Source organism: Eximiradius proteiniborus (assembly GCF_058546985.1).
Genome location: NZ_CM178592.1, coordinates 37,413 through 58,357 on the forward strand (window position 1 = coordinate 37,413; position 20,945 = coordinate 58,357).

Genomic DNA, 20,945 nt, shown 5'->3' on the forward strand with positions numbered 1-20,945 from the left:
ATTTAGATTGTTATTCAATGTTATTCATATCGCAATGCTTCGATTGGATCTAAATTTGCTGCTCGCATCGCTGGTATCAGTCCGGCTAATACTCCTACAATTATCGACACAATCGTTGCTATGATTAATAAATTAATAGGTATTACCGGCGATAGGAAATTAAAACTATCGTTCCATTGAGGCAGATATGTTGCTACTAAATATACTAATATAGAACAAAAAATAAATGATACTATAGCACCAATCATACATAATACTGCTGCTTCTACAAGAAACTGAAACAAGATTGAGCGTTTCTTGGCTCCAACTGCCTTTCGTATTCCAATTTCTTTGGTTCGTTCAGTTACCGATACAAACATAATATTCATTATTCCAATCATTCCAACTAAAAACGAAAGGAAAGTCATCCCAATTCCAATTCCCCATACTGCAGCTCTTATTGTTGCAAAGGATTTTTCGAACGCCTGACTTTCGTTTATCGAAAAATCGTTTTCTTTTCCCGGAGGAATATTCCGCACTGTTCGCATCACACCTTCGGTTTCGGTGCGAACTTCATCCATTGCATTGATACTGCCGGCTTTTACGCAAATTGTAAAACTTCTGTTGGTATATCCAAATGTAGAAAAGAAACTTTTCATCGGTATATAAATAACGTTGTCCACAAAGTCTAACATCATAGTGCCTTGCTTTGTGATTTGCCCAACTATCAGAAAGTTCCTTCCGTTGATTTTGATTGTTTTGCCTATGCCATTGCTATCAGGAAAAATCCGGGCTGCTGGTATCGAACCTATTACGCACACATTTTCGCCGTTCCTATCTTCGAATTCGCTGAAAAATCGTCCACGTTCAATATTCCCCATAGGAGTTCTTGCATATTCGTATGTAACGCCCTCTACCGATATCCCGGAATATGTCTCTCCTTCATATTTTACCATTCCACCCCAATATCGGGCATTAGGAACTACTACTTCTGCCGAACGAATTAGTTCTTTGAAACGTAATGCTTGCTCGTATGTAATATTTTTACGTGCTTGAACTTCTTTCCAGTTTTTTCCACCTGCCCAGTCCCATTTATCTACATACAGCATATCCTTTCCAATGATATTAAATGTATCTTCTACCGCTTTGTCCAATCCGGCTAAAATCCATCCCATAATAATTACAAACGAAATTCCTATTACCACACCAAGCGAAGCAAGCCCCGCACGAAGCTTTGCCGACTTCATCGATTCCAATGCTATTTTTACGGATTCTTTTATTTCGAGCAATAACATATTTTTCTCATCAATTATAAATAAATCGGATTTGGATTTTGCACTTCCTTTTCAATTAATCCATCGCGAATTCGTATAATCCTATGTGCGTGCCGTGCAATATCTTCTTCGTGAGTAACCAAAATTATTGTGTTGCCTGATTTCCAGAGTTCCGCAAATAGTTTCATTATATCTTCGCCTGTCTTAGTATCTAAATTTCCAGTAGGTTCGTCAGCAAGTATTATTGATGGATTTGTAATTAATGCTCTTGCTATTGCCACTCTTTGACGCTGACCACCGGATAGTTCGTTTGGCTTATGGCTCATACGGTCTTCAAGTCCAACATCAATCAGTGCTTTTCTAGCTCGTTCAATACGTTCGTGTTTACTTATTCCAGCATAGATAAGAGGTAGTTCAACGTTTTTTAATGCTGTTGCCCTTGCAAGCAAATTAAATGTTTGAAATACAAACCCTATTTTGCGATTTCTAATCTCTGCAAGTTCGTTATCTGTAAGTGAACTTACGTCTTCACCTTCAAAGACATATCTGCCCTTAGTAGGTGTATCCAAACATCCAATAATATTCATCAAAGTAGATTTTCCACTGCCAGATGGTCCCATTATCGCCACATATTCATTGCGATGAATACTTAGAGATACATCTCGTAGAGCAAATACTTTTTCGCTCCCAATTTCATAGACTTTCGAAATGTGTTCTATCTCTATCAGCAAATCATTTTCTTTCATTATTTTTTCCCAGCTTTATTAGGTTTTCTTCCGAATAGTGAATCTAATTTTACTTTTGTCCCATCTGTAAGCAATTTGCTTACAGCTTGATAACTACCAGAAATCACTTTTTCTCCTAATGATAGCCCAGAAATAATTTCAATATATCCTTTGTCGCTTATTCCGGTTTCAACTTTTCTCATTTTGGCTTTGTCGCCTTCAAGTATGAATACAATTTGCTGAGGACGTGCTTTGCTTAGAGATGGCTTCTCATCAGGTCCATTGTTGTTTTCATCAGGAACATTCATTCCTAAATCTCTAATAGTAACCGATTGCAGTGGAACAGATAAAACGTTGTGTCGGGTTTCAGTTTGGATTTCCACATTGCAACTCATACCCGGTCGAAAACGTGCATCACGTTCCAACAATCGTATCTTAACCTCAAAATTCGTTACTTCGTTTTGTGTGCCTTGTCCCGATACTTTTGCCGAATGGCTAATTTCGAGCACAACTCCTTTGAATTTTCTGTCCGGAATTGCGTCCAGCTCTACATAAGCTGTATCACCAAGTTTAACATACACAATGTCGTTTTCGTCCACATCAACTACTGCATTCATTACATTCAGGTCTGCTATCCGCATCATTTCTGTCCCCATCATCATTTCTGTTCCAACTACTTTTTCGCCGAGCTCAACCGAAAGCGAAGTAACAACTCCATCGATAGGGGAATATATTGAAGTGCGAGCCAAAGACCTTTCATACTGACGCAATGTTGCTTTTGCTTGTTCGTAGCGTGCCATTGCTGCTCGATAAGAACTCATCGCTAAATCATACGTCGCTTTGGAATTATCAAACTCCTGTTTAGAAATATACTTCTTCTCAAATAATTCTTTTGCTCGGTAAAAATCATTTGTTGCTCTTTCTTTTTCCGAAACACGTGCGTCAATATCAATTTTTGCTGCTTCGACGCTTGCTTTTACTTGTTCAAGCTGTGTTTCAACAATATCCGGATTAATACGCGCGAGCAACTGACGGGCTTTCACTGATTCTCCTTCTTTAACGCCAAGGAAAATCACTTCCCCCGATGTCTGCGAAGAAATTTTCACCTCAGTTTCAGGTTGAATTTTTCCAACCGCTGATACAGTTTGCGTTATCGTCCTTTTGCTTACTTCTTCAACTGTTACAGCAATTGCTTGTTCACCACGTCCAAAAATAACTAATAGTATTCCTGCTATTGCCAGAATAGCTATTGTTATTCCAATAATAATACCTTTTTTGTTGTTCTTTCGCTTTGCCATTGATTTGCCCAATTATATATTAATACTATTTGCTTCGTTTATTTCATTTCTTAATATTTCGTCTTTAAAGAAAACAGCTGTTTTTGCTATGCGGTCGTGCAGTGCCATCCGCGATTGCGAAAGTGCCAGAAAACATCCAATAAATATCACAATACCAAAAATTGTTTGTAATGTCGAAAAAATCTCAATGCTTGTTAAAATATACAACAACAGCAAGAAATAGTTGAAATACTTAGCCATAAATCTTTTTATCAATGTTCCTAAACTTGCTTGTGTGCGGTCCGAATTCGCTATTTTTATGCCCAATACCATTTTACCCACTGTTTGTGCAAAAAATATTTCCATCGAATAATATGCGAATGCAATTACAAGCACCAAAGGATAAAACCGAGCATATAAATCTTTCATATAAATTTGCAATTCTTCTGGATTTCCACCTAAATCCTGACTTATTGTCATCAAAGATGCAAAATCATCGAGTATTCCAAAAATACTCATTGCTGTAACAAGCAAGAATGAATAAATCACAAAATCAATCAAATATGCTCCTAATCGACGCCCAAATCCAATTCTGAAATCAGCTGGATGTGGTGGCTGGGAATAATCAGGAACTAATTCCCTGTATTTGTCTTGCATTTCTTGTTGGAAATCGTTGTGTTCGTTCATAATACCTCCTATTTATTATTCAAAACTTAGCGTTCCAATCGAATATTTAAGGTCATTTTTTGCTTTAATGTAATTATATATTGCATTAATTTGATTTATTTGAGACGATATTAGCTGTGTGTTCGCCTGAATTAAATCATTTGTAGTTGCTGCTCCAACATTTAATCTTTCCTGTGTGCTTCTATAATTCTCTTGTGCAGAAAGCACTGTTTTGCTGGAAATTTCTATTTGTTTTTCAGCTGATTGCAAATTTAAAAATGCGATTTGCACCGATGATAGTATTTGCTGTTCGAGCTTTTGCAATTCGACTGAAATTCGCGTAAGTTCCAACTTGCTAGATTGCACACGTAAATCTGTGCTAAAATTATTAAAAATAGGAACGCTCAAGGACAACCCGAAATAATAGTTGCTTTTGTCGAAACCTTTCAGTGAAGTGTTCATCCACGACCAATAAGAATTTGCTGCAAGCTGTGGATAATAATAAGACTTTGCAATTTCGAGATTCTCTTGTGTTGCTTCGAACCGTAGTTTGGACGACTTCCAGTCCAATCTGTTATTTAATGCAATATTTACAGCATTATTAATATTTCCTATTTCGTTGCGAAAAGCTTTGATTTCTGCTTCAGGCAAAGATGCTGGCAAATCATCAATTCTAAACTCAACATCCATCGTTGGAGGCATACCCATTATTGTCAATAGTTGTGCCTTTGCAATATTTAAGTCATTTTCTGCTGCGATTAGTTCAAGTGTGCGATTCCCTAAATCTGCTTCTTGTGCATAAACTGCAGTTGCAGGCAATGCTCCCGCTTCGTATCGAGCTTTGATACGGGAAAGTTCAGCTTCGCCGAGCGATACATTTTCCCTTCTTGCTCGCACTATCTGATAAGCACGAACTACATTAATATAAGCATTGTAAGCATCCAAATATACAGTTTGCTTCTGAAAATCTACTGTTTTTACAGCAGATTGCATTGTTTTTTGAGCTCTTGTATAATTTGCTTCACGTCCAAACCCGTCGAATAATACCAGATTAGCACCTATCCGTGCATTATATTGATTTAGTAGTTCGTCGCGGATTTCATTTGGGTTGTTCAATTGCCGGGAATACGATGAACTAAGTGAAATATTCGGTAAATACTGACCAAAAGCATTTTTCATATCAACTTCTGAATATTCAACTGATGCATTGCTCAGTCTTAAATCATAATTGTTTTGTAGCGCTATTTGGAGAACTTCGCGTAATCCATAAATTTGCTTTGATGAATTTTGTGAAAATAAATTTGAAGCTATTACTACGAAAAATAACACATACCAAAGCTTTCTCATTATTTCTCCAACTTTATTTCTGATATTTTCTTTTCTTATTACGTTATGCAAATATATTTGTTTCAAATTTTTGAAAAAAATACTGAAATAAGTTATTTTTGTTCACTATCAAACTTGTGTGAGAAAATAATGTATTTAGTAAGACTTTTGCTAATTATTCTTGTTACTCTTTTTGATTCTGTTGCCGTAATTATTCATATGACTTTTTCTAAATCTCCTGATTTTCATTCATTCGCACGTCGTTGGGCTCGTCGTCTCCTCAAAATTTCTGGTATTGAAGTCGTTGTCGAAGGTTCTGAAAATTTACAAAAGCAGGAAACATATATCTTTATCGCAAACCATTCAAGTTTATTTGATATTCCTGTGCTTCAAGCTTCAATTGAAAACGATTTCCGAATAATATACAAAAAAGAACTCGAAAAAATTCCTGTTTTCGGCTATGGCTTGAAAAAATCACCATATATTGGTATTGTCCGCGAAGACCCGCGCAAATCTATGCAAAGTCTCGAACTGGCTATTGAAAGCATTCAGAAAGGTTCTTCAGTCCTTGTTTTTCCGGAAGGAACACGCACAAAAGACGGGAGTCCATCTGAGCCCAAAAGAGGGGCTTTCATTATTGCCACAAAAAGCCACAAACCTATTGTTCCTGTTGCAATAAGAGGAACTTATGAAATATTGAGTAATGGCATTAAAGGTATTAGCCCACGTAAAGTAAGAGTAAAAATAGGAACTCCCATTAGAGAAATTCCTCAAACTCGTGCAGAAGAAAGTGCTTTGATGGATCGCACTTGGGAAGAAGTAAAAAAATTGTTGAACCAGATGTAAAAAATATTTGTGTAATTAAAAAAAAACAGTTATTTTTGTAACTCTAATTCGTTCTTTGGTCAGGTAGCTCAGTTGGTAGAGCAAAGGACTGAAAATCCTTGTGTCGGCGGTTCGATTCCGTCCCTGACCACCACATCATTCCTTTATTTCTACATCCTATTAACTTAAGTACTTGTTTACCTTTTGCTTCTTCTATTTGAATAAATAACTCAAAAAAATATTTATTCTTTAATTCAGCAATTATTATAATAAAAATGGGTAAGACATTTCGTCTTACCCAAATATTTTTTTATTGTAAACCGATAAAACTAATACGCTAATTCCAAGATCTCTTCCATTTCTTTTTCCGTTAGTGGAAGCAAATTGCCAACCACACCGAGCCGTGATGCATTATGAGCTATTTCTCCAATCTTTTCTTTCGGAATGTTCAAATCACGCAACGATATTGGAGCACCCCAAGAGCTATATTTCGATTTCATAGCAGCCAAAGCTTCTTCAAGCGAGTTGCTGTTCCATACGTTTTTTGCGAAACGTTCGTATTGCGATGGGTTCGCTTGTCTTGTGTAAGAAATCCAGGCGGGGAATACCACTGCAAGCCCGGCACCGTGAGCAATTTCTGGATAAAGTGCACTTATTCCATGCTCTATTCTATGTGCTGCCCATTCGCCAATAGTGGACGACCCAACCAGACCATTCAATGCTAATGTTGCTGCCCAAGACAAATTTGCTCTTGCTGGATAGTCGTTTGGATTAACCTGCAATTTGTCTAAACATAATATAATTGTTCTAATCAGCGCTTCTGATACAGAAATTGACACTTCCTGAACCGTTGAATTAAAGTAATATTCAAGAATATGGCTGATTGCATCAATTCCACCATTTACTGTTTGGTGCCACGGTAAACTCATCTGAATTCTGGGATCTATTATTGTTGCTTTCGGGTAAAGACAAGCGGCTCCTATATTCCATTTCTTTTTCTCATACTCGTTTGTCAAAACAGCAAATGGGTTCATTTCTGAACCTGTTCCCGATATTGTAAGTATTGTGAAAACCGGCAATGCATCTTTTATTTCTGCTTTTCTTTCAAATGCATCCCACAAATTATTGAGATAAAAACCTGCTGCAATAGATTTAGCTTCGTCAATTACTGAGCCGCCACCAACAGCCAATATTGCTTCCAGATTGTTTCTTTTGCATAATTCTATGCCTTCATTTGCGTGAGAAAGCACTGGATTTGGAACGACACCCGAATGCTCGACAAACACAATATTATTATCTTTAAGTGATTTTACAACAGTATCATATACTCCATTTTTCTTTATCGAACCTCCACCATAAAGCAACAGAATTCTTTTATAACCACTTTTTGATATTTCTTTTCCAATTACTTCAATTGTATTTTCACCAAAAATCAGCTTCGTTGGATTATGAAAGACAAAATTTTGCATCTCTGCCTCCTATCTTTTAATATTTGTAAAACTATCAATTAATTTCTTCCCGATACCGTAATATGTTTTTGTTCCATAATCATAAATTATTGGCAGAACTTTTTCAATATCGGGAATGCCTTTTTCATTCAAAATTTCTTCATCAACTGTAACATCTAATATTTCGCCGATGAATTGTGTATGTACGCCTAAATCATTTACTTCTCGCAGCTTACAATGCAACACTACCGGAAATTCATCTGCAAAAGGTGCATCTACCACGCTTGATTTCACTTCCGTTAGATTATTTTTTGCAAACTTATTTTCTTGCTTTCCTGAGTATATTCCACAATAATCGGCAATATTAACTTGCTTTTCCGATGGAATACACACTGTAAATGCCTTTCGGTGTATTATATTGTTATATGTATATCTTGCTTTTCTTATTGAAACTGCAACACAAGGTGGGTCGCTGCAACAAATACTTCCCCAGGATACAGCCATCAAATTTGGAACATCCTGTTCGTCGTAGCTTCCTACGAGCAAAACAGGATTTGGATAAATCAATGTTTTGGGTCCGATTGATTTTTTCATCGTATTCTCCTATGGATTTGGGGTTTTTGTGTAATCAATTTCTGAACCTAATACGCTATGTGGTATTAGATATACTGCTAACATAACAATTGCGGCAATTATTGCCCATGTCTTATTAGTTGGATTTTTCCTTAGTTTGAAAAGTGCAATCAGCCAGAAAATTAATGCAACAAGAGTTTTGTTATCAGTTAAGTCATGTCCAAATGGCCAACCGGTCCAATATGCATCAAAAGCAAATTTTTGCACAAGTGGTCCTAATATCATTCCTCCAATGAAAAATAATATTGTTGTCCAAAGAGCATACTTATACAAATTGCTTCCGCCAAAAGCAGCATGCAACCCGGTTTTTACTGAAAGTACCATAGCAAAGAACATAAAAATAACGTGTGGAATTAATAGCCATTTCGGAACAACTCCTTTAAATCTGATTATTGCAGGTTCTTCGTTCAATCTTATTTTTTCGCCATTTTCCTTAATCAAACTTACATAATATATTACTTTGCCTGCGGGCGGTTGCTCCGGTATATCTCCAAGCAAAAATTTTCCATCGCGTTTCATTTCTTGAGTTGTCCATTCATCATAGCTTTTATATCGCTTTAAAGTAATTTGTCCGCTAATTGTTTCGTCAGGCACCTCAATTTTAACTAATTCATTGCCGCTTCCGTCGTGGCTTCGTGGTAATTTAAATTTTATTTCTTTTCCATTGATTTCAGTTTTTCCTCGCATCGGATATGTTGGACCAGTCATTCGTTGATATGTTGCGCTCGCAATCATAATTACAAACGATAAAATCCATATTATTATGTTTGTGCTTCTTTTCATAAAAACTCCTAATTGATTAATGATTTTGCCTTTTCTTTAATTGAAATTGCTTTATGTAATAATTTATCATCAAAAACACGCGTAGCGTAAAATCCGGGATTATCCCAGTGCCAAAGTGCTAAATATGACTTTATCAGGTTTTTAATATTTTGCTCGTCTATTCTTGCCATTTCTACGTTCCAAATATTCTTTGATAACGAAAATTGGTAAAAATCATTATATAATTGCTCATCCACATTGAAATTTTGCAGAAAACTTTCTAATTCTCTGAATTCGTTTTTCATTGTCTTTTGATAAAAAGAAAAATATAATTTTCGTGTAAATTCAAATAAAATTCCTCTATTCATAAGCACTCTGGAAAGCAAAGTTAAAGTATCGCTTCGAACTAATTCATCTGGAAAGACGCCTCCTTTTGAAATTAGCGTTCTGCCTTTGTGCGTTGTATAGGTTGGCAAACGGGTTGCTCCACCAGTCTCTTCAAATGCTCTGGATATTTCTTTGAAAGCTTCTTCGCCAACTGATAGTTTTAAACTTTCGTCTAATTCAAATTTCCCTGAGTTTTTTTTCAAAATTCTTTTGTCGATGCGTCTTCCAATCGGCGAAAAATACTCAGCAACTGTTAATCTAAAACCAGAGCCATCTTTCAATGTCCATAATCTTTGTACTGTGCCTTTGCCAAATGTATTTTCTCCAAGCACTATCGCTCTGTCGTGGTCTTGCAATGCTGCTGCTAATATTTCCGCAGCGGATGCTGTTTGCCCATCCACAAGCAAAATTAATGGTATTTTTAAATATTTACCATCTTTATCTGTTCTGAAATTAAAACTAAATTCGCTGTTCTTAGAATTTGTATATAAAATAAGGCTGTTTTTAGGTAGAAATTCAGCTGTAACTTTCACTACTTCGTCTAAATATCCGCCGGGGTTTCCTCTCAAATCAATGATCAAGTATTCTAACCCTTTTTTTAGAAAATTATCTATTTCAGTTGTCAAATCAGCATAAACATCGGAAGTGAAACGAGACGAAGCTATGTATCCAATTTTACTTGATTTTAAGTAAAATGATGCTGCAATGCTGGACACTTTGAATATTTCTCTACCTACAACGAAATTCTTCAATTCTCCTCGTGTATTTTTTAGTATTAAATTGACAACTGTGCCTGTATCTCCAGCAAGTAAATCGTTTACCTCTTGCTGTGATTTTCCAGTTACTGCTTGATTATCAACGAACAGTAATATATCGCCACGACTAATGCCTGCTTTTTCTGCGGGCGAATTCTTCTGAACTGAACCTACTACAACTGAATCATTTAATGCTACTGGTGTTATTCCAATTCCTTCAGCTCTACCAGTGTTTTTTTCTTGATATTCTTTTAGTTGCTTAGCTGAATAATAACTGCTTTGATTATCTAAAAAATTCAACATTGCCTGAAAAGCACTTTCTGACGCTTGTTCAATATCGAATGTGTCTATATGGTTTCTTACTGCTGTTTCGAGAATAAACTTAAATTTCTGTGTATTAAATTCAATCAAACTATTTACATCACTTGCAGATAAATTTATCGCTTGATAAAACAATACCATAAGACATATACACTTTTTCAATACTCTTTTCATTTATCACTGTTCGATTAGTTGAAATCCAGACAAAAATTCTAACTAAATATTTATGAACATTAAAACGTCTAAACGACTAATTTAGTTAATATTTTTTCACATTATGGAGAAATTATGAATAAAATTAGTGCTGATCTTGTTGTGATTGGTGCTGGACCCGGTGGCTATGTAGCGGCAATTAGAGCATCGCAGCTTGGTTTGAAAACAATTTGTGTCGAGCGGGAGCATCTTGGTGGTATATGCTTGAATTGGGGCTGTATTCCTACGAAAGCATTACTAAAAAATGCTGAATATATGCACTTTCTAAAAGAAGCGAAAAACTACGGCTTTAATATTGACAAATTTGATGTCGATTTCCATCAAGTGATCAAAAGAAGCCGCGATGTCGCCAGCAAAATGTCAAATGGAATTGGCTTCCTTTTCAAAAAATACAAAGTTGAACATCTTAAAGGCGAAGCCTCTTTCAAAACCAAAAATTTAATTGAAGTAAAAGATAAAGATGGAAATATTACTGACACTATCGAAACAAAAAATGTGATTATTGCAACTGGTGCTCGTCCACGTATGTTTCCGGGTATCGAAGTCGATAGGAAAAAGGTGATTACAAGCAAAGAAGCACTTATCTTGCAAGAACCACCTAAGTCTATGATTATTATGGGAGCTGGTGCTATCGGTGTTGAATTCGCTTATTTCTATAATTCATTCGGAACAGAAGTTACTATTATTGAGATGATGGATAGACTACTTCCAATTGAAGACGAAGAAATTTCTAAAGAATTAGAGCGTAATTACAGAAAAGATAAAATCAAGATTATGACTAACACAAGAGTTTTATCTGCAAAAGCTGAAGGCGATGGTGTTGAAGTTAAAGTTCAGAAAAAAGATGGTTCCGAAGAAACTCTCAAAGCTGATATTGCCTTGAATGCAATCGGTATTCAGGCAAACATAGAAAATATCGGTCTCGAAAATATCGGAGTAGAAATAGAAAAGGGTTTCATTAAAGTAGATAAGTTTCTTAGAACAAACGTTGAAGGTGTGTTTGCGATTGGAGATGTGGCTGGTGCTCCTTGGCTCGCTCATAAAGCATCGGCTGAAGGTATTGTTGCTGCTGAATTTATTGCAGGGCACGAAGTTGAGGGCGTTGATTATAGCAATATCCCGGGATGCACTTACTGCCAACCACAAGTTGCCAGCGTCGGCTTGACAGAAGCAAAAGCAAAAGAATTAGGATATGAAGTGAAAATCGGCAAATTCCCATTTACTGCCAGTGGCAAAGCTCACGGTATCGGCGAAGCTCGCGGCTTTGTCAAGTTGGTTTTTGACGCAAAATATGGAGAAGTATTAGGGGCTCATATGATTGGTCCCGATGTTACTGAACTTATTGCTGAAGTTGGTTTAGCTCGTAGTGTCGGAGCAACCGGAAAATCTATTTTCAAGACTGTTCACGCTCATCCTACTTTGAGCGAAGCTATTATGGAAGCAGCGGCTGCTGCCTATGGCGAAGCAGTAAACTTTTAGCTCAACAAAAAGAGGCTGTTTTATCAACAGCCTCTTTTTTATATGTTCCTAAAGTCACTCTAATCTATAATACTTTATTCTTATATTAAATTCGCTAACTCTTCTTTAAGTTTATCAATTTCAACTAATTTTCTTTCTCCGGTAGCTCTGATTTTTATTTCTAATTTGTTGTTTTCTAAATTTTTCGGTCCAACAATTATTTGTAATGGCAAGCCAATTAAATCCGCATCGTTAAATTTCACTCCGGGTGTTTCCTCACGGTCATCGTAAAGAACTTCGTAACCCGCCTTTCCTAATTCATTATAAAGTTCTTCAGATTTAGCCTTTACTTCAGGGAATTTTTGTTGATTCACAGCAATTAAATGTATATCAAACGGTGAAAGTGGTCGTTTCCAGACTATGCCTTTTTCGTCGTAGTTTTGTTCGATAAAGCAAGCCATTATTCGTTCCACACCTATGCCGTAGCTTCCCATTATTATTGGTTGTTCTTTTCCGTTTTTATCTAAGAATTTTGCTTCCAACGCTTCTGAATACTTCGTCCCAAGTTTGAAAATATGACCAAGTTCAATTGCTTTAACAACTTTTATTGGTGCCCCTGATATCGGAGATGGTTCACCTTCTCGAATTGTTCTTAAATCATAAAATTCAGTTATATATGGGCAGTCGCGCTTAAAATCAATATTTTTATAATGGAAACCATCTTCATTTGCGCCACTAACCAAGCCATTAGCATCTTTTAGCAATTTATCTGCAATAATTCTTATGTTAGTTTTTAAATTAATTGGTCCAATAGAACCGTGGTCAGCACCAGTATAACGAATTAATTCCTCGCTTTCAGCTGGACGGAATGTTCCTGTTCCTAACACACTTTGCAGTTTGCTTTCGTTTAGTTCATCATTGCCGCGCATAAAAATCAAAATAGGTTTATCCTCGACAATATATACAACCGATTTGGCACATCTTTCTTCTGGAATTCCGAATTGCTCAATCAAATCATCAATTGTTTTGGCATTCGGAGTAGGGAACTTCTCTATTGGTAAATCCTGCTCAATTCTGCCTACCGGTGATAGGGCAGAGGTAGCTACTTCAACATTTGCAGCATATCCATCATCAGCTATTGCTACAACATCTTCGCCTGAATCCGATACTACCATAAACTCTTCGCTTTTGTTTCCACCCATCGCACCCGACGAGGCACCAACAACAAAGAACTTAATGCCACAGCGTTCAAATATTCGGCAATAAGCATCGTGGTGCTTCTGGTACGAAACATCTAATCCTTCCCACGACGAATCAAGAGAATACGAATCTTTCATTATAAATTGCCGACCGCGTAATACCCCTGATTTTGGACGCGGTTCATTGCGAAACTTTGTCTGAATTTGATACCAGATTTGTGGCAAATCACGATATGATTTAATATGCTGTTTTGCGTGATAAGTAATAATTTCTTCGTGTGTCGGAGCAAGCACAAGTCCTTCACGGTTTTTTATGTGAAACAATACATCTCCCATTGCTTCCACTCTTCCCGTTTGCTCCCAAATTTCAATTGGATTTAACGCTGGCAGTAAAAATTCTTGTCCACCAATTGCATCTATTTCCTCACGAAGAATTTGTATTATCTTTTTGATTACTTTATATCCGAGTGGCAAAAATGAAAATACTCCTGATGCAAGCTGTCTCACTAATCCTGTCCTCAACATTAATTGATGCGATGGAATTTGTGCTTCTGAAGAATTTTCTTTCAAAGTTGGTATAAATAATTGCGATTGTTTCATAATTTTCCTTTGCAAATTTTTGCTATAAAAAAACAACAAAATTATAACAAATATTATTAATCTTCAAATTGTAAATTTTGAAACTTTTTCAATCAATCATCGTAACTATGAAAAGCTAATTATCCATATTTCTATGAGGTCTCTATGAGAAAAATAATAACTTTGTTAATTTTTGCGATTTCTGTTCCGGCAATTTTTGCTAAAGGTGCAGGATTTATTCCATACTACTCCCAGTCCTTCTGGACGCAATCAAGCGAAGGTGCCTTCCGTTATGGAAATTACGGTTTCATCAATCCTGCTACTCTTGCGATGACCAACCGAAATGAATCCCTTTTTATGATTAACGATAAAAATAATAATTTCAAAAACCCTGATTATGGTCTTTTTTCAGGTGGTAAATATTTTGGTTCTGGAGTAGTCCGTTATGATTTTTCAGGTAAATCCTTCTACGATATTAGATATTCAGTTGGAATTGGTGATAGAAAATTTGGAATTGGCTTTGGCTACGCTGCAATAAGCGGTGATAATCCTTTCGGTTTCCGACCTTCATATATAATTGGGCTTCTTTGGCGTCCATTGCCATATGTTTCTGCCGGTTACACTTATCAGAGTAACTTTAGGAATTTACAGGAAGAACACGTTGCAGAATTAGCTCTAAGGCCAATTAAAAATTATCCCCTTACTTTCTACATTGATTGTGCGGCAAGCAATTTAGATGACTACAAAGAAGTCAAATGGAGCGCCGGCGTCAATTACGAAGTGCTTGATGGAATTAGAGTTGGTGGTCGCTATTTCTCTGATGAACGTCTCTCGATTGGTTTTGATATTAGTTTCGGTCGTTTTGGGATTGGTTCGGTTGTTTCTGCTCCTTCAAAAGACAACTTTAATGATGCAACAAATGCCTATTTGATTAGACTTTCGCCGCTCGACCGCTCAATTATCTACGATGCTTTTCTTACCAAGAAAAAAGTTGCCAAACTCGAACTTAAAGGTTCTCTCCAACCAGAATCATCCCTGTTATCTATGATTTTTCCATTTTACTCGGAATATACTACGATTTATGATGTTCTGAAAAAACTTGATGCTATAAAGAATGACAAAGAAATAGTAGAATTGTATCTTAATATTACTGATTTTACTGCAAGCTATTCTGATATGTGGGAAATTCGTGAAAAACTTGCACAACTAAAAGCTGCTGGCAAAAAAGTTGTAATATTTTCAGAAAGTTACAATATCAGAAACTACCATTTAGCTACAGTTGCAGACGAAATTATTCTTGAACCTCTTGGTGAAGTATCGATTGAAGGTTTTTCTTCGAGTAGAAGCTACTACAAAAAATTTATGGAAAAATATGGTTTGGGTTTTGAAGAAATTCGACTTTTCAAGTATAAATCTGCTGCCGAAAGTTTTTCGAGAACTAATTTCTCCGATGGTGAAAAAGAACAACGTGAAGAGTATATTGATGATTTGTTCAATTTAGCTAAAAATGATATTAAAACAGCAAGAAATTTATCAGACAATGAGTTCGACGACATCTTAAATTCACTCATTATTACTGCAAACAAAGCTAAAGATAAAAAATTAATAGATCGAATTCATCGTTGGGACAAAATCGATACTCTTATTAAGTCAAATAACAAGGATTATGTCATTTCAAACGAAAAAATTCGTTTCGAAGATTTTACTCCTATCGACAATCGCTGGGGCGATCAGAATAGAAAAATTGCTGTTGTCTATGCCGAAGGTGTTTGCGACTTAGAAACTGGAATTTCAGGAAGGAAATTATCAAAAGTTTTGGAAAATATTCTTGGAGGGAATAAATACGAAGCAGTTATTCTTCGTGTGAATTCTCCCGGTGGTTCAGCTTTTGCTTCCGACTTGGTCGCAGAAGTTACCCGTCGCCATAAAGGGAAAAAGCCTATTATTGTTTCACAAGGTTCTGTTGCTGCATCAGGTGGATACTGGCTTTCGATGGATGCTGACACAATTCTGGCTACACCAATTACAGTTACAGGTTCCATTGGTGTTATTGCTTCTTACATCTATAACAAAGGATTAATGGATAGCTTGGGCATTACTTACGATGTTGTCAAACGAGGGAAACATTCGGATTTGGGTAATGCAATTTCTTTGCCTTTTATTGGTATTGGTCTTCCTGCCCGCAATTTCACCGACGAGGAATTGTCCAATTTCAAAGGATTAATATCTGAATTCTATGGAGATTTTGTCAATAAAGTTGCAAAAGGAAGAAATACTGATAGTGCAACTATTGGAAAAATCGCACAAGGTCGTATCTACTCCGGTACGAAAGGTAAAACCATCGGACTTGTTGACGATATTGGCGGCATCGACAAAGCAATTGAGATAGCAAAAAAGAAAATTGATTTCAAGAAAAACGATGTGCTTCAAATTGATGAGTTCTGGCCTACATCTGATGTTCCTTTCCAGTTTGACTTTGAAGCAAAAGCTGAACAAATGAATATCTTTCCAAAAGAAATTTCCAACGACATTAAGTTCCGGATTAATAATAATGGCAAACCACTACACATTTTGCCATTTGACTATTACGATTTGATAAAATAAATACTCTCAAACTCTTTGTTCTAAAGTATTAGGGGGCGTTAGTATTACGCCCCTTATTATTAGCAGTTCTTCAAATCTTTAACTGAAAATTCTACTTTAATAATTAATTTTGCAAAAGATTAATTTATTGAATGTAAGATTATTTCGTCTTCTTCTATTAAGTAATCAAGTTTAATAGATGTTTTGAAATAAAACATAATAATAGTAAATTGCTTTTTTAATTTTAGTGTTTATATGGGACTTCTGAAAAATATTGTACGCGAAGCATTCATCCTATCGAAAATCGATATTACGAAAAATATAGAGTATGATAGAATTACCAGACTAATTTTGAAAAAGCTCCTCAAAACTAATTCTAATTGTATAGACGTTGGCTGCCACAAAGGTGATATACTCAGACTTTTCCTTAAATATGCTCCTTATGGAACTCACTATGCATTCGAACCACTGCCACATTTATATTCTGAATTAGTGAAAAAATATAATTCACAAGCAAAAATTTTTCCTTATGCTCTTTCAGATAAAGAAGGACGCTCGTCCTTCCAGTACGTAAAAAATGCACCTGCTTATAGTGGTATTAAAAGAAGGCGATATGACATCTCCTCTCCGGAAATTGAAGAAATTGAGGTAGAAGTAAAGAGTTTAGACTTGCTTATTCCTGATACTGAGCGCATAGATTTTCTTAAAATCGATGTCGAAGGTGGTGAATTTCCAGTTCTGAAAGGTGCAATTAATCTGCTTAAATCGAGTAAGCCTACTATTTTATTCGAATCTGGTCTCGGAGCGAGTGATTTCTATGGAACTAATGCCAATTCTTTATTTGAGTTTTTAAATGATGAAATTGGATTGAAAATCTTTACTCTTAAGTCTTTTGTTTCAAATCGTCAGCCTGCAACTAAACAACAGTTTGAACATTATTTCAACTCAAACGAAGAATTTTGTTTTATCGCAAGTAATTTATTATGATCCATTTCTTTGATTAATGTTTCAAAGCTTACAAATATTATTGTTTGTTCTTTGCCTGATCACAAATTTTTCGTAAATTTGGATGAAAATGGCGATGGAGTTCGCCAAAACCGCCACTAATGGCTGATAACTCCTATAAGAAATTATAAGTAATTTTTTATAGGAGTTTTATGTTAAAAGGAGCGATATTTGTAGGAATAGGCGGTTTTATCGGAAGCATCACAAGGTACGTTACTACCGTATTCGTTCACAAAATTTTCCCTACTACCTTTCCATTAGGAACTTTAATTGTAAACTTAGTAGGGTGCTTTTTGATTGGCATAATTCTTGGAATATTCGAAAAAGGGGAAGTGCTTTCGTCCGAAATGAGATTAATGCTTTCAGTCGGTTTTTGCGGTGGTCTTACCACATTTTCTACTTTTACAAATGATACTATTAACTTAATTAACGATAGAGAAGTTCTGTTCTTGACTTTTTATATGGGAGTAAGTGTATTTTTAGGTATTTCACTTACACTATTTGGCAAAACAGTTGTTAATTATATATGGAGATAAACAATGAAATTAGAAGGTAAATCGCAGGTTCTGCGCATATATATAGGTTCGCAGGATAAGTATAAGCATCAGCCGACTTACGAATTTTTGGTGCTCGAAGCAAAACGTAAGGGGCTGGCAGGTGCTTCTGTTTTTCGTGGTGTGCTTTCCTATGGAGCGAACAGCGTAATTCATTCAGCAAAAATTTTGGCACTATCAGCCGACTTGCCCATAGTTGTAGAGATTATTGATAAAAAAGAGAAAATTTTTGATTTTATAGAACATTTAGATAATATCTTTACAGGGCATAATTTTGGTAGAATGGTTACAACATTTGAGGTCGATGTTGTTGTTTATCAACCTCACGAAAAAGGAAAAGACGGGAAATAAAGCTTTTATTACAATCAATCTGAAAATTTTTTACTCAAATTAAGGTCTGATTTTCTGTATCCTTTATTCTAATTTGATTTTACACGAATAATTCTGTAAATTCAAATTTTTCACCGTCAAACAATCCCTTGTCGCTTAATTTAAGTTTAGGTATTACCAGCAGTGCCATAAAGGATAATGTCATAAATGGTGCTCGCAATTCTGTTCCTAATTCTATTGCTTTTTCTGTAAGTTTTTTATAAAGAGCAGCAGTAGATTCATAATCCATTTCAGACATCAGTCCTGCAATTGGCAACGGGAGCACCTCGATTTCTGATGGTGTGGCAACACACAAGCCACCTTTGCATTCAACGATTGCATTGATAGCATTAATCAATGATACATCATCTGCACCCACAGCGATAATATTATGACTATCGTGAGCAACCGTCGTTGCAATAGCACCTTTTTTCAGTTTAAAATTGTTAATGAATCCTATTGCCGGCTTCGACTTTTGATAACGATTATAAACCACCATCTTCAATACATCGTCATCAATATTTGATATTACGCAATTATTATCAATTTTTGCATTACAAATTAATTTTTCAGTAATTAACTCTCCATCAAGTGCTTTGATGACTTGAATTTGGGAACTGCGAGCTTCAATTTTTATATCTTCAGGCGAAATTTTTTCAGCTTCAAAAATATTCAATTTCTTAGAAATTGTCGGATTTAGATAAGTAACGCCATTTTCAGAAACTAATTTCCCATCAATGTATGTTTGCAAAATGTTGAAATTTTCGAGATTATCCACAATAATCATATCAGCAGGATCGCCAATTCTCAAAAGCCCGACATTTAGTCCATAATGTTCTACTGGTCGCAAGCAAGCAACGCTCAACACATCAAACAAATCAAAACCCATTCCCAATGCTTTCTTTACCATTAAATTAATATGACCGGTCATTAAGTCGTCTGGATGAAGGTCATCTGTGCAAAACATACACATATCGTTATGTTCTGCTATTAGCTTTGATAGTGCATCAAAATTTTTTGCGGCAGAACCTTCGCGTATCAATATTTTCATACCATAGTTAATTTTTTCTAATGCCTCAGGATATGTAAATGATTCGTGATCGGTGGAAATACCGAACGAAACATACTTCTTTAATTGATCGCCAGTAAGTCCGGGTGAATGTCCGTCAATCTTTTTGTTAAGTTTCCTTGCAATTTCTATTTTGTTAATCACTTCTGGATCTTCGAAAATCACCCCCGGATAGTTCATCATCTCGCTTAAATATTTTATCTCATATTTCTTGAATAGAATTTCAATATCTTCCGGTGTTATCTTTGCTCCTGAGGTTTCAAAATTTGTAGCTGGCACACACGATGGCACTCCAAAGAAAAATTTCAGAGGTGCATTTCTAGCGTCTTGTATCATATATTCGACGCCTTCAACTCCAAGTACATTCGCTATTTCGTGAGGGTCCGATACAACTGCTACTGTTCCAAATTTTACAACAGCTCGTGCAAATTCAGAAGGTGGAAGCATCGAACTTTCTATATGCACATGAGCATCAATAAAACCCGGCATAATGAAAGTATTTTCTTCTACTTCGTCAGTATATACTATATCTTTTATTATGCTATTTTCAATTTGTACATAACCTTTCTTGATTGTTCTATTAATTATATCAAGAATGTTACCTTTTAGGATTGTATTCATTTTCATTTCTTGTTTTATTCTTATTAATTAAATAATTTTTGAATACTTTAATAAAGGTAGAATTGTAGGAAGAATAAGTATTTTTCTCTTTATAATTTTGCAGTTTAAAAGTATTGTTACCATTTGATGTAAGATTATTTATCTCTACATCAATTTTATAATAGCCATTTTTATTTTTATCTTTATCTTTATTACTCATAACCTATTCTTTTGGAAATAGAAATGGTGTGCATTCACATTTTTTCTCGACTTCTTTTTTCGCTGCTTCGGCAGATTCTTTAGAAGAATAATTTCCTATGACAACAGCATATTTTATTTCACCATCAACCTCTTTTTCGATTATCTCTGTTCTCAGCTTCATTGATAAGAAACGCTTTTTCTCGTATTCCGCCGCTGATTTTGTTGAATACAACCCAACTTGTAGTCCCCAGTGCTGGTTTTCCGGTTGAGGTTTTGGAGTTGATTTTTCAGCGTTTATTCTGCTTTTGAAATCATATTTAGCAGAAGAAATCGACGAATGAACTACATCAGTTGCAGGAGCTAAAAATTCAGACTTCGGATAATTTTTCCTGAAAAATTCTAATTCTCTCTTTGCTTCAAGTGTATCTCCAATAACGGCATAAAATTGCACAATTCTCCATTGTGCGTCATCTGCCCACTCACTGTTTGGATAATTTTTCACTATATTCTTGTAAATTTTAACAGCTCGGATACCATCTTCCATCAATACACCTTGTAGCAACAGCACCCCAGGCTCGTTCGGATAATCAGACAAAAGCTTTGGCATCGCTGAACGTACTTCCTCAGTTTTGCCTTGTGCTACTAATTTTAGAAGTGATGATATTCTTTCAGATTGACAATAAACATTATTAGCTAAGAGAAAAACTAACAAGATTAGAAATAATTTTTTCATTTTT

19 protein-coding genes, 1 tRNA gene and 1 riboswitch are annotated in these 20,945 nt (G+C 35.6%); of the genes, 7 read left to right on the plus strand and 13 right to left on the minus strand.

Annotated features, from left to right (window positions below):
• Positions 1–20 precede the first annotated feature (20 nt).
• The 5 genes from ACY2LT_RS00110 to ACY2LT_RS00130 are packed head-to-tail and all read right to left on the minus strand — an operon-like array spanning position 21 to position 5,268.
• Positions 21–1,274 (minus strand): ABC transporter permease, encoded by a 1,254-nt coding sequence (locus ACY2LT_RS00110; protein ID WP_491815541.1) that lies wholly within the window; start codon positions 1,272–1,274, stop codon positions 21–23.
• Positions 1,275–1,288: 14 nt separating this feature from the next.
• Positions 1,289–1,999: an ABC transporter ATP-binding protein gene (locus tag ACY2LT_RS00115; protein WP_491815542.1), complete on the minus strand. Its 711-nt coding sequence runs from the start codon at positions 1,997–1,999 to the stop codon at positions 1,289–1,291.
• Complete coding sequence (locus ACY2LT_RS00120; protein WP_491815543.1) at positions 1,999–3,276, minus strand: efflux RND transporter periplasmic adaptor subunit; 1,278 nt, start codon at positions 3,274–3,276, stop codon at positions 1,999–2,001. Before ACY2LT_RS00120 ends, ACY2LT_RS00115 begins: the two co-directional genes overlap by 1 nt.
• Positions 3,277–3,288: 12 nt before the next feature.
• Positions 3,289–3,942 (minus strand): RDD family protein, encoded by a 654-nt coding sequence (locus ACY2LT_RS00125; RefSeq protein WP_491815545.1) that lies wholly within the window; start codon positions 3,940–3,942, stop codon positions 3,289–3,291.
• A 15-nt stretch (positions 3,943–3,957) separates the two neighbouring features.
• A complete protein-coding gene (locus ACY2LT_RS00130; RefSeq protein ID WP_491815547.1) occupies positions 3,958–5,268 on the minus strand; it encodes a TolC family protein in 1,311 nt (436 codons plus the stop codon).
• A gap of 129 nt (positions 5,269–5,397) precedes the next feature.
• Here ACY2LT_RS00130 and ACY2LT_RS00135 point away from each other — a divergent pair, with 129 nt between their 5' ends.
• Both ACY2LT_RS00135 and ACY2LT_RS00140 read left to right on the plus strand, forming a co-directional pair.
• On the plus strand, positions 5,398–6,093 hold the full coding sequence (locus ACY2LT_RS00135; RefSeq protein WP_491815549.1) for a lysophospholipid acyltransferase family protein: 696 nt from the start codon (positions 5,398–5,400) through the stop codon (positions 6,091–6,093).
• Between the two features lie 57 nt (positions 6,094–6,150).
• A tRNA-Phe gene (locus ACY2LT_RS00140) sits at positions 6,151–6,226 on the plus strand.
• A gap of 175 nt (positions 6,227–6,401) precedes the next feature.
• Here ACY2LT_RS00140 and ACY2LT_RS00145 read toward each other — a convergent pair.
• From ACY2LT_RS00145 to ACY2LT_RS00160, 4 genes are read right to left on the minus strand one after another with little or no spacing between them, the layout of a single operon-like run.
• The gene (locus ACY2LT_RS00145) at positions 6,402–7,541 is read right to left on the minus strand and encodes an iron-containing alcohol dehydrogenase (protein WP_491815551.1); all 1,140 of its coding nucleotides are present in this window, start codon (positions 7,539–7,541) and stop codon (positions 6,402–6,404) included.
• A gap of 9 nt (positions 7,542–7,550) precedes the next feature.
• Positions 7,551–8,114 (minus strand): flavin reductase family protein, encoded by a 564-nt coding sequence (locus ACY2LT_RS00150; protein WP_491815553.1) that lies wholly within the window; start codon positions 8,112–8,114, stop codon positions 7,551–7,553.
• 9 nt (positions 8,115–8,123) lie between these two features.
• Entirely contained in the window at positions 8,124–8,936 is an 813-nt protein-coding gene (locus ACY2LT_RS00155; protein ID WP_491815555.1) for a hypothetical protein, read from the minus strand.
• 8 nt (positions 8,937–8,944) lie between these two features.
• Positions 8,945–10,519, minus strand: coding sequence for a S41 family peptidase (locus tag ACY2LT_RS00160; RefSeq protein WP_491815556.1), 1,575 nt, complete (start codon positions 10,517–10,519; stop codon positions 8,945–8,947).
• A 147-nt stretch (positions 10,520–10,666) separates the two neighbouring features.
• Between ACY2LT_RS00160 and lpdA the strand changes: the two genes are divergently transcribed.
• Entirely contained in the window at positions 10,667–12,070 is a 1,404-nt protein-coding gene (gene lpdA / locus ACY2LT_RS00165) for a dihydrolipoyl dehydrogenase (protein WP_491815558.1), read from the plus strand.
• Positions 12,071–12,150: 80 nt separating this feature from the next.
• On the opposite strand, the gene ACY2LT_RS00170 is transcribed toward lpdA, so the two are convergent.
• On the minus strand, positions 12,151–13,848 hold the full coding sequence (locus tag ACY2LT_RS00170; protein WP_491815559.1) for a proline--tRNA ligase: 1,698 nt from the start codon (positions 13,846–13,848) through the stop codon (positions 12,151–12,153).
• A 144-nt stretch (positions 13,849–13,992) separates the two neighbouring features.
• Between ACY2LT_RS00170 and sppA the strand changes: the two genes are divergently transcribed.
• From sppA to ACY2LT_RS00190, 4 genes are all read left to right on the plus strand, one after another.
• Positions 13,993–16,431 carry a signal peptide peptidase SppA gene (sppA, locus tag ACY2LT_RS00175; protein ID WP_491815560.1) on the plus strand — a complete coding sequence of 813 codons (2,439 nt, stop codon included), beginning with the start codon at positions 13,993–13,995 and terminating at the stop codon, positions 16,429–16,431.
• Between the two features lie 234 nt (positions 16,432–16,665).
• Positions 16,666–17,397: an FkbM family methyltransferase gene (locus tag ACY2LT_RS00180; RefSeq protein WP_491815561.1), complete on the plus strand. Its 732-nt coding sequence runs from the start codon at positions 16,666–16,668 to the stop codon at positions 17,395–17,397.
• Between the two features lie 81 nt (positions 17,398–17,478).
• Positions 17,479–17,540: riboswitch (Fluoride riboswitch) on the plus strand.
• Between the two features lie 27 nt (positions 17,541–17,567).
• Positions 17,568–17,951 (plus strand): fluoride efflux transporter CrcB, encoded by a 384-nt coding sequence (gene crcB / locus ACY2LT_RS00185; protein ID WP_491815562.1) that lies wholly within the window; start codon positions 17,568–17,570, stop codon positions 17,949–17,951.
• 3 nt (positions 17,952–17,954) lie between these two features.
• The gene (locus tag ACY2LT_RS00190; protein ID WP_491815563.1) at positions 17,955–18,320 is read left to right on the plus strand and encodes a DUF190 domain-containing protein; all 366 of its coding nucleotides are present in this window, start codon (positions 17,955–17,957) and stop codon (positions 18,318–18,320) included.
• A 79-nt stretch (positions 18,321–18,399) separates the two neighbouring features.
• On the opposite strand, the gene ade is transcribed toward ACY2LT_RS00190, so the two are convergent.
• The 3 genes from ade to ACY2LT_RS00205 are packed head-to-tail and all read right to left on the minus strand — an operon-like array spanning position 18,400 to position 20,941.
• Complete coding sequence (gene ade / locus ACY2LT_RS00195; RefSeq protein WP_491815564.1) at positions 18,400–20,028, minus strand: adenine deaminase; 1,629 nt, start codon at positions 20,026–20,028, stop codon at positions 18,400–18,402.
• Entirely contained in the window at positions 20,006–20,227 is a 222-nt protein-coding gene (locus ACY2LT_RS00200) for a hypothetical protein (RefSeq protein WP_491815565.1), read from the minus strand. The genes ade and ACY2LT_RS00200 overlap by 23 nt, the downstream gene beginning before the upstream one ends.
• A gap of 3 nt (positions 20,228–20,230) precedes the next feature.
• On the minus strand, positions 20,231–20,941 hold the full coding sequence (locus tag ACY2LT_RS00205) for an SPOR domain-containing protein (RefSeq protein ID WP_491815566.1): 711 nt from the start codon (positions 20,939–20,941) through the stop codon (positions 20,231–20,233).
• Positions 20,942–20,945: the final 4 nt, after the last annotated feature.

What these genes read in the sequence shown, in the direction of transcription:
- ACY2LT_RS00110 (WP_491815541.1), bottom strand. Translation starts at nt 1,274, where the DNA reads ATGTTATTGCTCGAAATAAAAGAATCCGTAAAAATAGCATTGGAATCG.
- ACY2LT_RS00115 (WP_491815542.1), bottom strand. Translation starts at nt 1,999, where the DNA reads ATGAAAGAAAATGATTTGCTGATAGAGATAGAACACATTTCGAAAGTC.
- ACY2LT_RS00120 (WP_491815543.1), bottom strand. Translation starts at nt 3,276, where the DNA reads ATGGCAAAGCGAAAGAACAACAAAAAAGGTATTATTATTGGAATAACA.
- ACY2LT_RS00125 (WP_491815545.1), bottom strand. Translation starts at nt 3,942, where the DNA reads ATGAACGAACACAACGATTTCCAACAAGAAATGCAAGACAAATACAGG.
- ACY2LT_RS00130 (WP_491815547.1), bottom strand. Translation starts at nt 5,268, where the DNA reads ATGAGAAAGCTTTGGTATGTGTTATTTTTCGTAGTAATAGCTTCAAAT.
- ACY2LT_RS00135 (WP_491815549.1), top strand. Translation starts at nt 5,398, where the DNA reads ATGTATTTAGTAAGACTTTTGCTAATTATTCTTGTTACTCTTTTTGAT.
- ACY2LT_RS00145 (WP_491815551.1), bottom strand. Translation starts at nt 7,541, where the DNA reads ATGCAAAATTTTGTCTTTCATAATCCAACGAAGCTGATTTTTGGTGAA.
- ACY2LT_RS00150 (WP_491815553.1), bottom strand. Translation starts at nt 8,114, where the DNA reads ATGAAAAAATCAATCGGACCCAAAACATTGATTTATCCAAATCCTGTT.
- ACY2LT_RS00155 (WP_491815555.1), bottom strand. Translation starts at nt 8,936, where the DNA reads ATGAAAAGAAGCACAAACATAATAATATGGATTTTATCGTTTGTAATT.
- ACY2LT_RS00160 (WP_491815556.1), bottom strand. Translation starts at nt 10,519, where the DNA reads ATGGTATTGTTTTATCAAGCGATAAATTTATCTGCAAGTGATGTAAAT.
- lpdA (WP_491815558.1), top strand. Translation starts at nt 10,667, where the DNA reads ATGAATAAAATTAGTGCTGATCTTGTTGTGATTGGTGCTGGACCCGGT.
- ACY2LT_RS00170 (WP_491815559.1), bottom strand. Translation starts at nt 13,848, where the DNA reads ATGAAACAATCGCAATTATTTATACCAACTTTGAAAGAAAATTCTTCA.
- sppA (WP_491815560.1), top strand. Translation starts at nt 13,993, where the DNA reads ATGAGAAAAATAATAACTTTGTTAATTTTTGCGATTTCTGTTCCGGCA.
- ACY2LT_RS00180 (WP_491815561.1), top strand. Translation starts at nt 16,666, where the DNA reads ATGGGACTTCTGAAAAATATTGTACGCGAAGCATTCATCCTATCGAAA.
- crcB (WP_491815562.1), top strand. Translation starts at nt 17,568, where the DNA reads ATGTTAAAAGGAGCGATATTTGTAGGAATAGGCGGTTTTATCGGAAGC.
- ACY2LT_RS00190 (WP_491815563.1), top strand. Translation starts at nt 17,955, where the DNA reads ATGAAATTAGAAGGTAAATCGCAGGTTCTGCGCATATATATAGGTTCG.
- ade (WP_491815564.1), bottom strand. Translation starts at nt 20,028, where the DNA reads ATGAATACAATCCTAAAAGGTAACATTCTTGATATAATTAATAGAACA.
- ACY2LT_RS00200 (WP_491815565.1), bottom strand. Translation starts at nt 20,227, where the DNA reads ATGAGTAATAAAGATAAAGATAAAAATAAAAATGGCTATTATAAAATT.
- ACY2LT_RS00205 (WP_491815566.1), bottom strand. Translation starts at nt 20,941, where the DNA reads ATGAAAAAATTATTTCTAATCTTGTTAGTTTTTCTCTTAGCTAATAAT.